Raw genomic sequence first — 14394 nt, 5'->3', positions numbered from 1 at the left:
TGCTATAATAAAAAAAAACGACAGCAAAGGATCGATGATAGCATATGGTTCCTCATCTTTCATATGAAAACCGCATTTTAGCAATTGTCATGATTGTTTCTTTTATCAATCCCTTTACGAGCAGCGCCTTGAATTTAGCCCTGCCGGATATCGGCCTGACGTATAAGGTAACAGAATCCCACTTGGGATGGGTTATCGAAGTATTTCTCATCGCCTCGACGATATGCATCATGCCGATCGGCAAGCTAGCCGATAAGTTCGGCAAGCGGCGCGTATTTCTCTGGGGCGCATCTATCTTCATGATATCATCCTTAGGCGTTTCCCTTATTTCGTCCATTTACGGCCTCATCGCCCTGCGCGTGCTGCAGGGCATAGGCAGCGCTTGTATCTTCGCTACGAGCTTCGCTATCATCACGCTGGTCTATCCGCCGGAGCGTCGTGGAAAAGCCATGGGCTTTACGGTCAGCGCCGTATACTGCGGCTTGTCCCTGGGGCCAGTCATCGGCGGCTTCCTGAATTACTACTGCGGCTGGAAGAGCATTTTCTACTTTATCGCCTTTTTCTGCGCCGTCGCCGTCCTTTCGACGATAGCCTTCATGAAAGAGGAGTGGATTGCCGACACCAAGGGAAAATTCGATACGGCAGGAGCGATTGCCTATTCCATCGCCTTGGTTCTTATGATGTTCGGCCTGTCGGAAATCCTGAATTTAGGATATGCCAAATACGTCCTGTTAGGCGGCATGGCGCTGTTCGCCCTGTTTCTCTGCTGGGAAAAAAGGCAGACCAATCCCATCATACCCATACAGCTGTTTCTCCGCAACAGGACCTTTTCCTGTTCATCCTTTGCGGCGATGCTGAACTACAGTGCGACCTTTGCTATCAGCTTTCTGCTGTCCATGTATCTGCAGCGTATTTTGGGCTTTACGTCCCGCGACGCCGGATTGGTACTGCTACTTCAGCCCATACTGATGGCCGTCCTGTCGCCGGTCACGGGTTCGCTGTCCGACCATGTATCGGCCGCCTTGTTGTCTTCGGCCGGCATGGGCTGCATTGCCGTCGGGCTGGCATTCTTGGCTTATGACGTGCCCTTGCAGTCCGTGTGGGTTCTGCTGGCCTGCCTGATGATCATCGGCATCGGTTTTTCCCTGTTCACCGCGCCCAACAACAACGCTATCATGGAATCGGTTCCGAAAGAATACGTCGGTATGGCCTCTTCTATGATCGGCACGGTACGGCTCGTCGGCCAGGTCCTCAGCGTGGCCATCGTTACGCTGGTCATGTCGCGGACCGGGGAGGGCGGAGAAGCTATGCTGACCGATAATATTCAACTCGCCTTTATCATTTTTACGATTCTCTGCATCGTCGGAATACTTCCGTCGATGGTCCGCAGCAAAAAATAAGAATATCAGGACAAAATACATCCCCGCTTTACGACAGAAGATTTCTGCTGTAAAGCGGGGATGTAATTTTTTAGGATATTAAAAGTGAGTATGTAATCAGGAAAAAAACGCCTTCCCTAGTATTTACGGAATAAGCCCGTTACTTTTCCCAAAATCGTGCAGTTCTGCGTATAAATTGGCGCATAGTCGTCGTTTTCCGGCTGCAGGCGAATGGCGTCGGCTTCGCGGAAATACCGCTTGACCGTAGCTTCATCGTCCAAAAGGGCTACGACGATTTCGCCGTTTTCTGCCGTGTGCTGCTGGCGTACGACGAGAACATCGCCTTCAAAAATGCCGGCGTTTTTCATACTGTCGCCCTTTACCGTCAATAAGAAGCAATCTTCGTCGCTGCCGATAAATTCTGCGGAAAAGGGATATACGTCTTCTACGCATTCTTCTGCCAAAACCGGCGCGCCGGCCCGAACCTGGCCTACGAGCGGCAGGGGGATGATCTTTTTAGAACGCCAGGAGCCTTCGTCGAGAAGCTCGATCGTCCGGTTCTTGGAAGGGTCGCGGCGAATAAAGCCCTGTTCTTCCAAGCGGTTTAAATACCCGTGGACCGTAGACGTAGAACTCAATCCGACTTCCTTGCAGATTTCCCGTACCGACGGGGGATAGCCAAATTTATGCACGCATTCCCGAATATATTCCAAAATTTGTTTTTGACGCGTCGTCAGCATTTTATCATTCATCAGCATGGTTTCATCACTCCAGAGTAGTTTGTCTATATTATACCGTAATTCAAACGTTTGTTCAAGCCCGTTTCAACAGAATGATTTAGAACAATTGTTCCATAATTATCTTGACAAGAACAACTGTTTGGCGATATAATATAACCATCGACGAACGAACGTTTGTAAAAACATTTGTTTTTGCATGCATAGGAGTGACGCCATATGAAAAAGAAAAAGAATATTAGACAGCGCCTGTTTGGCTATATATTGCTTCTCGGACTGCTGGCCATCGCCAGCACTCAGCTGGGCTGGGTATATCGCGGAGAAACAGAATATACGCCGGTTCGCGTGGAGAAAGGCGATACCGTGTGGGAAATCGCTTCTCGCAGTACGAACGACGAAACGGATATTCGCTACGTCGTCAGCGATATTATGGAAACGAACCATTTATCAGATACGCAGGATATCTATCCCGGACAAATTCTCAACGTCCCCGTTCCGTCTGGAGACGACTGAGGCCAAGGAATACATACAAAAGAGCGGCTTTATTCGCCGCTCTTTTGTATGTATGGTCACTTAGTTTCCGTTATCTTGAAAATGGGATTGTCGATGAGCCGGTCTGCTTCGTCAATATACCGCCGCACGATAGCCTGCGATTTATGACGGGTTTGTCTCATGATTTGCCGTTCATCGACCTGGTGCTGGGCTGCCGACGTGGCAAAACCGTGCCGCAGGCTGTGAGCTCCGTAATCCTTCGGGTCCATGCCCATGAGTCCGACATAATGCTTGACGATGAGAGCGATGGTTTTATCGGAGATCTTCGTCTTGCGGATTGTATGATTGCGCGTAAAGCCCCGGAATACGGGACCCGACGAGATGCCGCTGAGCTTCAGCCAATGCTTTAAAGCACGTACGGCGCAGATTTCTTCATCCTGTACCAGGGGAATGGCGATCATCTGGCCGCGGTCAAACTGGTCGGTCTTGGATTTGCGCAGTGTAAGCAGGAGCCCAAGGCGGGTAAACTGCAAGTCGTCTACTTCCAGATTGGCGATTTCTGAGCGGCGCATAGCTCCGTAAAATCCGATAAGCAAGATGGCCTTATCGCGGGCCTGCTGCAATTCATCTCCTTCGAGATAGGTCAGCATTTCCTTGATATCGTCAAATAAAATCGGCAGCTTGCCGCGCTGTATCGTACCTTTCATGCGCTTGATACCGCGCAGGGCGTTTCGGACGATAGGGAATCGGCAGGGATTATCCTTTATGCCGGCGGCATCGAAATTTTCCGTCAGGGCGCTGATACGCCGGGCGACTGTATTGGCCTTGGCATTGTCGGCTAAATCGTTGATATAGTTGACGATCGTCTCCGGCTGGGCAGGGAAGGACGACAGCTGATGATATTCGCACCAATCGCAGAAATCATTCCAGTCCGACTCATAGGCGTCGATCGTATTGTCGGCCCGCGCCGTGTAAATGCTTTGCCGCGCTTTATCGGTCAGCTTATCATTATTGGCGATGATGTCGGCCCGGCCAATGTAGAAATGCTTCAATTCTTTTTTCAAAGCCGCAGTCCTCCTTTGCATGAAATATACAGGTTCATGATAACCTTATCATGAAATAATAGAAAAGTCAAACATATGAACGGCGGCCCGAAGGGCTTCTTCTGTAAACATTTGTTTGGACGATGTATTTCTTTCTAGCCGAACAAACATTTTGTATCATGTTCATACGAATAGAGCTATCATGGCGACGCCGGAATATATACGAAGAAAATATAAAAAACAGATGCCAATATCAATAAAATTTGCTATGATATACATAAAAATAGATTATGCTTGACTGTGAGCTATAAGGAGGTTGACTATGCAGACGTTAGAAGAACTATACTGGCACTTGCTGAAACAAGGGGCCGACGGCAAACCCTTAGCAGTCGGCGGCGATGCAGACCCGAAACTGATCGGTTGCCTGATCCATCCTGAGGACAAGCCGCTGATTTGGCGCGTGAAGCCTTGTCTCTGTCCGCCAGACAGCCCAAGGGATTGTCAGACCGCCTGCGAGTGGGACGCTGTAGCGCTCGGAGACGAGGGCGTTGTGATTGACGATGAAAAATGTGTAGGCTGTCAGGCTTGCGTCGACGCCTGCAAATTAGATGCGCTGAAAACAAGTAAAGAAATCATCCCCGTCGTTCAAGAACTGCGCGAATATGACGGACCGGTCTATGCGCTGGTTGCGCCGGCCATATCGGGCCAATTCGGAAAGGATGTAACGATGGGCAAGCTGCGCACCGCTTTAAAATGCCTTGGGTTCACGGGAATGCTGGAAGTGGCCGTGTTTGCCGATATCCTGACGTTAAAAGAAGCGCTGGAATTTGACAAAAATATCCGCGACGAAACCCAATTCCAGCTGACGAGCTGCTGCTGTCCTATGTGGATTGCCATGATAAAAAAATTATATCATCAGCTGCTTCCTAACGTTCCCGGCTCAGTGTCGCCTATGATTGCCGGCGGCCGCACGGTTAAAAGGCTGCATCCGACGGCGAAAACCGTCTTTATCGGCCCCTGCCTGGCTAAAAAGGCAGAAAAGAAAGAGTCAGATTTAGTTGGCGCTATTGATTACGTACTGACCTATCAGGAATTGTCCGATTTATTTTCCGTTTCCAACATAGATCTGGCGTCTCTGCCAGAGGACAAGGTTCCTCATGCATCTGAAGCGGGAATCGGATACGCCTATGCCGGCGGCGTATCGGAAGCCGTTTCCCGAATGGTAGGGCAACTAAATCCGCACCGCAGCGTGACCATTCAGACCCGTCGCGCCGATGGCGTGCCGGAATGTAAAGCCATGATCAACGATATTCTGGCAGGAAACCACGGCGGCAATTTCTTCGAAGGAATGGGCTGTAAGGGCGGCTGTGTCGGCGGCCCGCGAGCTATTATTTCTAAAGAAGAAGGCAAAAAGCAGGTCCAGGCTTATGGAAAGGAAGCTCTGTATAAAACGCCGGCAGAGAATCCTTATGTCATCGAGCTGCTGAAGGAATTGGGCTTTTCAACAGTCGAAGAATTTTTAGAGAACAGTCGCCTGTATGATCGGGATATGGATACGTAATGACACATAGCGGTTATTGAATAGGGCTGACTAAAAAAACATACGCATAAACGACCCTTTTTCGCTGGAATCAGCAGAAAAGGGTCGTTTGTTTTATGCCATCACCTAATAATATATAATTATATATTATTAAATAATTGAGTAAGTACAAGGATGAATTGTCAGATATCGACGCAGGAAATAGAATTGGGTTTCTCGCTATTCTTAAATACTTTATAAATATCTCGAAAATACATCATAATTATTTTGAAATATCTTTATTTTTACTAGAAAATAATTAACAAATAACACATAATATAATTATTTGTTATAACTATATAAGTTTAATAAATTACAAAGCAAGCCTTTATTGACATTAGAATATATTATACTGTACAATGAACATCAAGTTGAGGTGCGGCATCGAAACCAGTGCCGCAGGCACAACGAAATTAAGATAGACTATGTGAATTTCTCAACGCAGCAAAAGAGAGGAAACTAGGGAGACTCGCCAAATGCTCTTTGAGAAAATAGACTATCTGCCTGTAACAAAGCAAGATGTTTTCTATTTTATTCAAGAAGAGAGGTAGTTAATGATGAAAGCAAAAGTATTAGCAGCATTAGCAGCAACGATGGCTGTAGGCGCAACGTGCGCGTTTGCAGCCAACCCGTTTGTAGACGTACCGACCGACAGCTGGGCCTACAAATCCGTTGTAGAACTGGCCGACTCGGGCATTGTTCAGGGCGTAGACGGCAAATATTTCGAAGGTAACCGCAACATTACTCGTTACGAAGCTGCTGAAATGGTAGCTAAAGCCATGGCTCACATGGATCGCGCTACGGTAGAACAGCGCGCCCTGATCAACAAATTAGCTGACGAATATGCTGATGAATTGAACAATCTCGGTGTCCGCGTATCGAACTTGGAAAATAAAGTCGGCAATATTAAGTTTACTGGCGACGCTCGTCTTCGTTACCGTTATCAGAACGACAATAAATCTAAAGAAGACGACAACTCCTGGGATTACCGTATTCGCCTCCGCGGCACGGCCCAGGTTAACGACCGCGTAACGGCTACGGTCGGTCTCAGCACAGACAATCAGAACTTTGGCGCTAACGGTCAGGCTCATGACGGAAGCAACGATGTGTTTGCCGACATCATCAATGTAGACTACGCCTTCGGTTCCAACTGGAAAGTCAGCGCCGGCCGTACTTCTGCATACATTCTCGGCGGCCCCCGTTCTTATGGCTACCAGTACGGCGATGTATTCGACCGCGCTCAGCTGCAGTTTAACAACGGCAAATTTGCTGTAACAGGCGGCTATGGTAAATTTAAAGAAGGCGATATCGCCGGCGGCTTGGAAAAATGGGACGGCGAAGAAGTTGAAATGGAAGGCGTAAAAACGGCATATGGCGAAGTCGAAGGATTCTTCGGCAACAATACGGCTGTAGGCGTCTATTACAATAACTTCGTCGGCGGCGGCAATTCGGCTGTCGAAGGCGGCGACTTCTTTGCCGATGACCTTTGGGGCGCATATACCAGCGTAAACTTCGGCTCCAAATGGAACGTCCTTGCTAACTATGAAAACGTAAACTTCGTCAACGGCGAAAAAAATGATAATGGCGATGACAATGCCAACGTATGGATTGGCCGCGTTACATACGGCAAAACCAGCATGGCAACTCCGAAGTCCTGGGATCTCTGGGTTGAATACCTCGATGCTGAAGAAGGCGCATTCTTAGGCGGCTCCACGAACAGCTGGCGCTTTGGCCAGATGGATAATATCAAATCCTGGGGTGCCGGCATCGACTACGTATTCGCTAAAAACGCTATGTTCAGCGTTATGCAGTCCTTTGGCAGCCAGACGAAAGATGGTCCTGATTCCGATCCGGAAGAACAGACACGGGCACAGTTCGTATTTACTTTCTAATTGCTGAACAACAAAAAAAATCACCTGATTACAAAAGACCGAAGCGTTTCTCTCATGAGAAGGCTTCGGTCTTTACTTATGAAATTATCAGCTGAACCTATTAAATTTGCCTTTCAAAAAAGCGTTTTTAAGCGCAAAAACGGCAAAGCCATATAAAAACCATATAGAAGGTTTAAAACGGGGCTTAAAAGCCAAAATATGAAGATAGTCTGCGGAAAATTGCAAAGAAAATTTTGCAGAAGTACAAATCAGCACAGCACTGGTATGAGAGAAATATCATAACCAGCTAAAAGCTTTAATCTGCCGCGCAGCATTCTGCATATATACGATTTGCAATACAACACAACTTGTCTATATACTAGCCAATGAAAGAATGACAGTAAATGTGGGGCGCTGCGTACGTATAAAGACAGAGGCAGGATCGAACAAGCTAATAAGCTGCCAAAGGAACCGTAAATCACCAGATTTTTCTCTTTTTATTTAGTTCCGATAATTTAACGTTATCGGAACTAAATATATCCCCCGATACGGCCGTCGATGTCCTGATTGCTATAATGTATACCAGCAATAAATTTATGCAGCAATACATGAAGCAATATCCCGGGATGATTACCCTTCTAAATTTTTTTTCTAATACATCCATACCATATATTTTGGCTGCCGTGATTAGTCCTCAGTCCTGGCATACAGCATATGCGCGGCAATTATCCTATATAAACATGTAATTCCATACGGATTTACATGCATATCTGTAAATTTTACTAAAACTTATTTCAGTTGTTTCGTGAAACGGCAATATATCTATAAGCCCGACAAACTATATCAGAATTGGTTTTACAGCTGGCTGCTGGTGTGAATTTTATAAATTGAGAATAACAATCTATTTATTGACCTTGCCAATCGTTTCGCGAATGGCCATCCTGACGGCTTCGGCCGGAGATAGATCTTGGTCTTCGCAGTACGCCATAAATTGCTTATATTGCTTATCTGTCAAATAGGTAGAAATTCGATGGCGTTTCTTTTTCTCATCGTCTTTTTTAGCGGCGCCTCTCTTCTTTTTTTGAGGCACTTCCTTTTCTTCGGGGAAAAAGTCAATGATCCTTTTTCTTTTTGGAACCTCTTCAAATTGCATATTTCATTTCTCCTTTTCTATTTTTTAGCCTAAATAAACCTAAATAAACATAAATTAATATAGATTAGATTAAATAAACCGCTAAAACAAGCGATTTCTCCCCTCTTTATATATACTGCATCCCTAAGTAAAAGTCAACGGATTTTACGAGGCCCAGCTCCCCTTGAGCTGGAAAGGCATTTATTTTTTCGGCGTTGAACTACTATCTTCCTGACCTTATCGGTTTTGTCCGTATTTTGAAAAGCTCTGCCATAGGTTCATGCCCTGTCTTTCATAAGGAGATATCTTCATTTTAGAATGATGATACTTGCAAATTATTTGCAGTATATATGCAGAAAAGCCTCATTTCACAGGCTTGTAATGATGTGACCCCAAAAAGTTAGACTTTAGTAACGAGGTAGTTTTTGCTATCTCGTTACTTTTTTATGCAGCGGATAGAGACCGCCTGTATTGGACAGGACTCTTCCAGCCTAGTTTTTCTTTGATTCGTTGTTCGTTATAGTACTTGATATACTGTTCGATGGCTGATTTCAATTCTTCGTAGCTATAATACACGACGCCGTAGTACATTTCCTGTTTCAGTAAGCCGAAGAAGTTCTCCATCACCGCATTATCCAGACAGTTGCCTTTCCGGGACATGCTTTGAAAAATCCGTTCTTGCTTGAGCTTGCGGACGTATGCCTTCATTTGGTACGCCCAACCCTGATCGGAATGGAAGGTTCTGCGATACGGGCAATCCGCGGTGATGTCGATGGCTTCTGCCTGTGCTGCTAATATATTTTCAGCAGAAGGACGGTTCCCTATTCTATAGCTGAGGATTTCTCCATTGAACATATCCAGAAAGGGATCCAGATACAGCTTATGCTGCGTCAGATGCCCCTGGGCATCCAATTCATAGTATTTAAATTCTGTCGTATCTGTTGTGATTTTCTGATGGGGAACCGTCGTGTGAAAGCGACGGCGTATTCTATTGGGAGCGATGGTTCCCACCTTCCCTTTGTAAGAGCTGTATCTGCGGCTCTTGCGCGTAAAACAAGTGACCTGAAAGCTCAGCTTTTGCATGATACGCTGTGCTTTCTTCTTGTTCACGCGCCATCCCTGATTGGTAAGCTCACCCGTGATTCGCCGATAGCCATAGGTGGTATGCTGTTTGCAAAGTTCCTGTATGGTATCTTCTATTTCTTTGTCCGGATGTTCGCGGCCCATGCGTTTCTGCCAGTACATGTAGGTGGCTTTCGGCAAATGGGTGTAGGAGAGAAGATCTTTTAGTTTGAATTGTCCTCGGAGACTGAAGATGACGTTTGCAACCCTCTCCGCTTTGCTTCGTCCTCTAACCGCAGTCTCCTCAGTTCTTTTAAAACGGCATTCTCTATACGGAGTTTAAGAAGTTCATCCTCTAATTCCTTCACGTGCTCCGCACGGGTATCCACCTCCGTATGCTGAACTTGTGCTTCTGTTTCTTTTGCTTGCGATGTATTCAATGTCTTCTTCCTGCCTTTCCTGTGCGGTCTTAACGCATCCGGCCCAGCTATTTTAAAGTCATTTACCCATCTGACAAGTAGCGACGGATTGTTGATTCCCATTTGAAGAGCCAGTTCCTGATACGAGAGTTCGCTTGTTAAGTAAGACTCTACCACAGAAAGCTTTTCTTCGAAAGAGTATTCTTTCCGGGAGCGAGAGCGTTTTAACCCGGCATCCCCCATTTTTTTGTAAGCAGCAACCCATTTTCTTAACTGGCAACTGTCCAACATGCCATGTTTTTGTGAAATGGAAGCATAGCTTCCCTGATTGTCCAGGTATTCTGATACCAGTTGCTTCTTAAATTCGTAACTGTATTTCGCCATAAAAAAACTGACCTCCCATCGTTAGATTTTTGGTCTAACTTTTGGGGGTCAGTTCATAATCCTATTGAAATGAGGCCTTTAATACATATGATGCTGGTTGTTATAGCTTTACAACTGTTTTTTGCTGTTTTCCTTACGCCAGGTAAAGGCGCTCAGAGCCGCTGCAATAGGCACGGTAAATATGACGCCGAAGCTAGCTGAGAAGCCCTTCATAATTTCGATGCCGATCGAGTTGGAGTTGATGAGCTGCAAGTACGGCAAGTCATAGACGTAATCTAATACCCACGTTCCCAGAGAACCGCCGAAAAACGCCAGGATGAGCGTCGTCGACATGGTTCCCATGACGTCGCGGCCTACGTTCATTCCTGCCTGAAACAGGGCCTTGCGGCTGATTTGAGGATTATGCTTTTCGATTTCCGCACAGGCCGACGTCACGTCCATGGCAATATCCATGACAGCGCCTAAGCTGGCGAATAAGATGCCGGCAAAGAGAATCTGGCCAATGTCGATCATCGTATTCTGAGCGACAAACATGAGGCTTTCAATATTCGATACGTTGTAGCCGGACAGATTGACGGCCTGGCCAAAGATAATAGCTGAAATGCCGGCAGTCAGAATGCCTCCCAGCGTCGCTAAAAAGGCTGTGACGCTCTTTTTCGACCAGCCGTTGATGAGGTACATCGTCGCCGCCAGGACGATGCCCGACGTGAGGATTGAAGCTGCAACGGGCCCTGTGCCCCGCAAGATCATGGGGAAAAAGAGAAATACAAAGCAGATAAAGGTAAATACTAAGGCGACGGCTGATTTGACGCCCTTTTTTCCGCCGACGACGCTCAGTAAAATCAGGAAGGCTGCAATGTACAGGTAAATCGGCAGGGAACGGTCGATGTTATATACCGTGTGCAGATCGAGCTGGCCGATCGTACTGGATATGACGACGACTTCCATCCCCGGTTCGCAGACCGTGCCAAAGAGAAGACCGTTCGGGCAATTTGCCTGAACGGTTTTCCCGGCATGGACGCCGCTTTCAATGCGCAGCGACACGATTTGGTCGCCGACGCGGCTTCCATTTTCCTGCACGTTATCCTGAATGATTTCTATGACCTGAGCCTTTTCAAAGGTACGGCCGTCTGTGTTGACCATCTGCGGTTTATCGACCTGATTGTACGATTGAAGGAAGTACCCTCCGGCGACGATACAGACGATGACGAGGAGCAAACGAAACCATTTAGAATGTATCATCTGTGCTTAGTCCTTTATGATGCTGTACGAGCTGTCGATGGGCGTTCCTGTTTCAGCGTCATAGGTATTGATGGTAAAGCTGTTATTTGTAATGCGGATAACCGAATAGGTCGGACGCCATGTCTGGCTGCGGGCGGCGATGTAATCCTGCTGCTGCGGAATGAGTTCGTAGAACTTGGAGCCTGTCGCAGAGTTGGACGACATGTAGAATACGCCCTTCGGGTTGCGGAGCACGCCCTGGCTCATGTCGGCAATGGTATAGCACATGTTCTGGGATACGTAATTGTTTTTAAATTCCTGATTTTTCAGGGCTGCATCCAGCAGGTTATGCTTCTGGCCGCACTGGCCGGCTACTTTGAACTGGTCAAAGGTTGCATGATCCTTGCCGTCGCTGCTCAGCTGGTATGTGCGGGCGTAAGTATGGTCATGGCCCTGAAGGACGACGTCGATCTTGTTGGCGTCGAAAATCGGCGTGAGCTGCGTGCGGAGCAGGATGCCGTCCGAATCGGAGTGGTCTTTGCCGCTGCCGTAAATATCCTGGTGCATGACGACGATGCGCCATTTCGTATCCGGATGGGCTTTGATGGCCTTTTCGATCAAGGCCTGATGGTCGGCGGCGTTGTAATTATTGGCGTTGATGACGATGAACAGCGCGCTGCCGTAGGTATAGTAGTAACCGTAGCCGGCTTTAGTCGAATTCGTTTCTTCCGTAAAGGGATTCGGAACGTTGAAGTGATTCTGATAGCCCGACGTCATGCAGTCGTGGTTGCCGATGCTCGTAGCGGCAGGCAGGCTGCGCAGCGCGGCAGGAGACAAGTAGCCGGCATATTGATATTCCTGCATCTGAATCTTAGCGGCGCTCTGGTCTTCTGCTGGTTCGTTAATCTGGTCGCCAGGCGATACGAGGAAGTTGATTTCCGGATGCTGAGCCAAGGCGTAATTCAAGGTTTTTGCCCAGTTATACGAGTCGTTCCGGGCCGCGATGTCGCCGTTCTGTTTTGCCGTTCCTTCTGATGGAATCTGGCCGGACGACGCGCCGATCTGCGGGTCTCCGACGTACATGATTGTGAAATCATCGGGGTTGCCCGTCTTAATCTGGTGGGCTTCCTGCCATTTGCCATTGAGTCTTACCTGGTACCAGTATGTCGTTTCCGGCTTCAGATCTTTTACCGTAACCTTGTTGGTGTAATAGGGTACGCCGCTGATTACCGTACCATCCTGGCAGGAGCCGTCGAAGGTTACGGCGTGTTTCATTGCCTGATTGTCGGCGATGCGGACCTGCGCGCGGTCGGCTTTTTCCTTGGAGTACCAGCCGAAATTCAGCTGAGAGGCGTCGGCGCCGGGAGCGATGGATACTTGTTCGTAATTGGTCTTAATGGCATCCCAATTGTCTTTCCACTGCTGCCAATCCGTATTTTCTGAAACGGTCGTTCTCGTCGTCACTTGCGGCGTAAGGGACGCATCGTTCCAATGCTCGGTCGCAGCAAATACGCCGAAAGAAGCCATACATAATACTGCTGCCACATACGCAGCAGCAACTTTCTTACTCTTTTTGACATGAAATGGACACATAATTGCAACATCTCCTATTGAGCTATAAACTAGCAAAGGTATACTAACTGCTTTTACTTTAGGCCTTTTGTGTAAAGAAATGCAGGCGATTATGTGAAATATATGTAAAAAACTACTGCGCCCTATCTCCTCTGTCACCGGAGGCATGCAAAAACGGCCGCTCCCCCTTTCAGGGAACGGCCGTCTTGAGATGGGATTATAAAGCGGAAAAGAGCTTTTCTTTGGTCCGCTCTGCTTCCGCTTTGATTTTTTCAATATCCAGTGTCGTAAATTCCTTGCCTTTCAGCAACACCTTACCGTTTACCATGACCGTATCGACGTCAAAGCTGTTGGCTGAGTATGCCAGCAAGGACATGGAATCGTTTTTCGGATACCAATGGAGCCCTTCTCTGTCGACGAGGGTAATATCGGCTTTATACCCTGTTTCTAATTTGCCGATATCCGTATATCCGAGGCATGCTGCGCCGGCTTCGGTCATCATGTTGACAGCTGATTCAGCCGGGACGACTAAGGGGTCCAGCGTATGGGCCTTATGGATAAATGCGGCCAAATGCATTTCTTCCATAATGTCCAGGTTGTTGTTGCTCGATGCTCCGTCCGTGCCGAGGCCTACGACGATGCCTTTTTTCAGCATGTCCTGTACGGGAGCGATGCCGCTGGCCAGCTTTAAGTTGCTGCCCGGATTGTGAGCGACGCGGACGCCCTTCTTGACCATAATATCCATGTCAGCGTCGTCGACCCACACGCAGTGAGCCGCCAAACAGCCGCAGTCAAACAGTCCAAGTTCGTCCATCAAGGCGATAGGCGATTTGCCGTACTGTTTGACAATACTGTCTACTTCGCCCTTCGTTTCGCACAAATGCGTGTGCACTTCCGCCCCCAATTCGCCGGCGGCTTCGACGACCTGGCGGATGTAGTCGGGCGGGCACGTATAAGGGGCATGGGGACCGAACATGACCGTAATGCGTCCGTCCGCCTTTCCATGCCACGTCTTGTAAAATTCCTTATTTTCCTGCAGCGCCTGCTGGGCATTGGGCGTCACGCCCGTCAAGCCGCGGCTCAGGGCGGCCCGGATGCCAGAGGCTTCTACGGCTCTGGCTACGTCGTCCATGAAGAAATACATGTCGGCGAAGCTCGTCGTGCCGCAGCGGATCATTTCGGCGATGCCTAGCATCGTCTGGGCGTATACGACGTCGCTGTCCAGCTTGTCCTCTGCCGGCCAGATCTTCTTTTCCAGCCAGTCCATAAGCTGCATGTCGTCGGCATAGCTGCGGAATACCGTCATGGCGATGTGCGTATGCGTATTGACGAAACCAGGCAGGGCCAGCATGGAACGGCCTTCGAGTACTTCATCGTAATCCCCTGCCTGGGGCGACGTCGGAAATCCCGTAATGACGCTGTCCGTCACTTCAATGTTCTGATGCTCTGTAATGACGTGGTCTTTGTATAAGGCCACGTCTTTGATCAACGTTTTCATCGGCT

At 48.0% G+C, this 14394-nt stretch carries 11 protein-coding genes; 4 read left to right on the top strand and 7 right to left on the bottom strand.

Annotation, left to right across the window (positions count from 1 at the left end; translation table 11 throughout):
* Nucleotides 1-89 precede the first annotated feature (89 nt).
* Nucleotides 90-1400 carry an MFS transporter gene (locus tag DKB62_RS00520; RefSeq protein ID WP_232818739.1) on the top strand — a complete coding sequence of 437 codons (1311 nt, stop codon included), beginning with the start codon at nt 90-92 and terminating at the stop codon, nt 1398-1400.
* 116 nt (nt 1401-1516) lie between these two features.
* Here DKB62_RS00520 and lexA read toward each other — a convergent pair whose 3' ends face one another.
* The gene (gene lexA / locus DKB62_RS00515; protein ID WP_107195492.1) at nt 1517-2137 is read right to left on the bottom strand and encodes a transcriptional repressor LexA; all 621 of its coding nucleotides are present in this window, start codon (nt 2135-2137) and stop codon (nt 1517-1519) included.
* Between the two features lie 198 nt (nt 2138-2335).
* On the opposite strand from lexA, the gene DKB62_RS00510 reads away from it, so the two are divergent.
* Complete coding sequence (locus DKB62_RS00510) at nt 2336-2629, top strand: LysM peptidoglycan-binding domain-containing protein (RefSeq protein ID WP_087477424.1); 294 nt, start codon at nt 2336-2338, stop codon at nt 2627-2629.
* Between the two features lie 56 nt (nt 2630-2685).
* Here DKB62_RS00510 and DKB62_RS00505 read toward each other — a convergent pair whose 3' ends face one another.
* The gene (locus DKB62_RS00505; RefSeq protein ID WP_232818740.1) at nt 2686-3672 is read right to left on the bottom strand and encodes a site-specific integrase; all 987 of its coding nucleotides are present in this window, start codon (nt 3670-3672) and stop codon (nt 2686-2688) included.
* Nucleotides 3673-3973: 301 nt separating this feature from the next.
* Here DKB62_RS00505 and DKB62_RS00500 point away from each other — a divergent pair, with 301 nt between their 5' ends.
* Both DKB62_RS00500 and DKB62_RS00495 read left to right on the top strand, forming a co-directional pair.
* Nucleotides 3974-5212, top strand: coding sequence for a [Fe-Fe] hydrogenase large subunit C-terminal domain-containing protein (locus DKB62_RS00500; protein ID WP_095628870.1), 1239 nt, complete (start codon nt 3974-3976; stop codon nt 5210-5212).
* Between the two features lie 575 nt (nt 5213-5787).
* The gene (locus DKB62_RS00495; RefSeq protein ID WP_107195560.1) at nt 5788-7122 is read left to right on the top strand and encodes an S-layer homology domain-containing protein; all 1335 of its coding nucleotides are present in this window, start codon (nt 5788-5790) and stop codon (nt 7120-7122) included.
* Between the two features lie 880 nt (nt 7123-8002).
* On the opposite strand, the gene DKB62_RS00490 is transcribed toward DKB62_RS00495, so the two are convergent.
* The 5 genes from DKB62_RS00490 to DKB62_RS00470 form a co-directional block, all read right to left on the bottom strand.
* Complete coding sequence (locus DKB62_RS00490; protein WP_087477421.1) at nt 8003-8254, bottom strand: hypothetical protein; 252 nt, start codon at nt 8252-8254, stop codon at nt 8003-8005.
* Between the two features lie 423 nt (nt 8255-8677).
* Nucleotides 8678-10098 (bottom strand): IS3 family transposase gene (locus DKB62_RS00485; RefSeq protein WP_107195493.1). Its coding sequence is split into 2 segments (ribosomal slippage): nt 8678-9531 and nt 9531-10098, totalling 1422 coding nucleotides; the frame shifts between segments, so codons are not numbered across the junction.
* A 108-nt stretch (nt 10099-10206) separates the two neighbouring features.
* Nucleotides 10207-11340 carry a YibE/F family protein gene (locus tag DKB62_RS00480; protein WP_107195494.1) on the bottom strand — a complete coding sequence of 378 codons (1134 nt, stop codon included), beginning with the start codon at nt 11338-11340 and terminating at the stop codon, nt 10207-10209.
* A gap of 6 nt (nt 11341-11346) precedes the next feature.
* Nucleotides 11347-12864 carry a purple acid phosphatase family protein gene (locus tag DKB62_RS00475; RefSeq protein WP_205410344.1) on the bottom strand — a complete coding sequence of 506 codons (1518 nt, stop codon included), beginning with the start codon at nt 12862-12864 and terminating at the stop codon, nt 11347-11349.
* Nucleotides 12865-13108: 244 nt separating this feature from the next.
* Nucleotides 13109-14389 carry an amidohydrolase gene (locus DKB62_RS00470; RefSeq protein ID WP_107195496.1) on the bottom strand — a complete coding sequence of 427 codons (1281 nt, stop codon included), beginning with the start codon at nt 14387-14389 and terminating at the stop codon, nt 13109-13111.
* Nucleotides 14390-14394: the final 5 nt, after the last annotated feature.

This window comes from Megasphaera stantonii (genome assembly GCF_003367905.1).
GTDB lineage: Bacteria > Bacillota > Negativicutes > Veillonellales > Megasphaeraceae > Megasphaera > Megasphaera stantonii.
The sequence above is the reverse complement of the archived record's forward strand: the minus strand, read 5'-3'. Positions and strand labels throughout refer to the sequence as shown.

Excerpts from the sequence above, each read along its gene's own strand:
- DKB62_RS00470 (WP_107195496.1), bottom strand. The coding sequence starts at position 14,389 with ATGAAAACGTTGATCAAAGACGTGGCCTTATACAAAGACCACGTCATT.
- DKB62_RS00500 (WP_095628870.1), top strand. The coding sequence starts at position 3,974 with ATGCAGACGTTAGAAGAACTATACTGGCACTTGCTGAAACAAGGGGCC.
- DKB62_RS00495 (WP_107195560.1), top strand. The coding sequence starts at position 5,788 with ATGAAAGCAAAAGTATTAGCAGCATTAGCAGCAACGATGGCTGTAGGC.
- DKB62_RS00490 (WP_087477421.1), bottom strand. The coding sequence starts at position 8,254 with ATGCAATTTGAAGAGGTTCCAAAAAGAAAAAGGATCATTGACTTTTTC.
- lexA (WP_107195492.1), bottom strand. The coding sequence starts at position 2,137 with ATGCTGATGAATGATAAAATGCTGACGACGCGTCAAAAACAAATTTTG.
- DKB62_RS00510 (WP_087477424.1), top strand. The coding sequence starts at position 2,336 with ATGAAAAAGAAAAAGAATATTAGACAGCGCCTGTTTGGCTATATATTG.
- DKB62_RS00520 (WP_232818739.1), top strand. The coding sequence starts at position 90 with ATGATTGTTTCTTTTATCAATCCCTTTACGAGCAGCGCCTTGAATTTA.
- DKB62_RS00480 (WP_107195494.1), bottom strand. The coding sequence starts at position 11,340 with ATGATACATTCTAAATGGTTTCGTTTGCTCCTCGTCATCGTCTGTATC.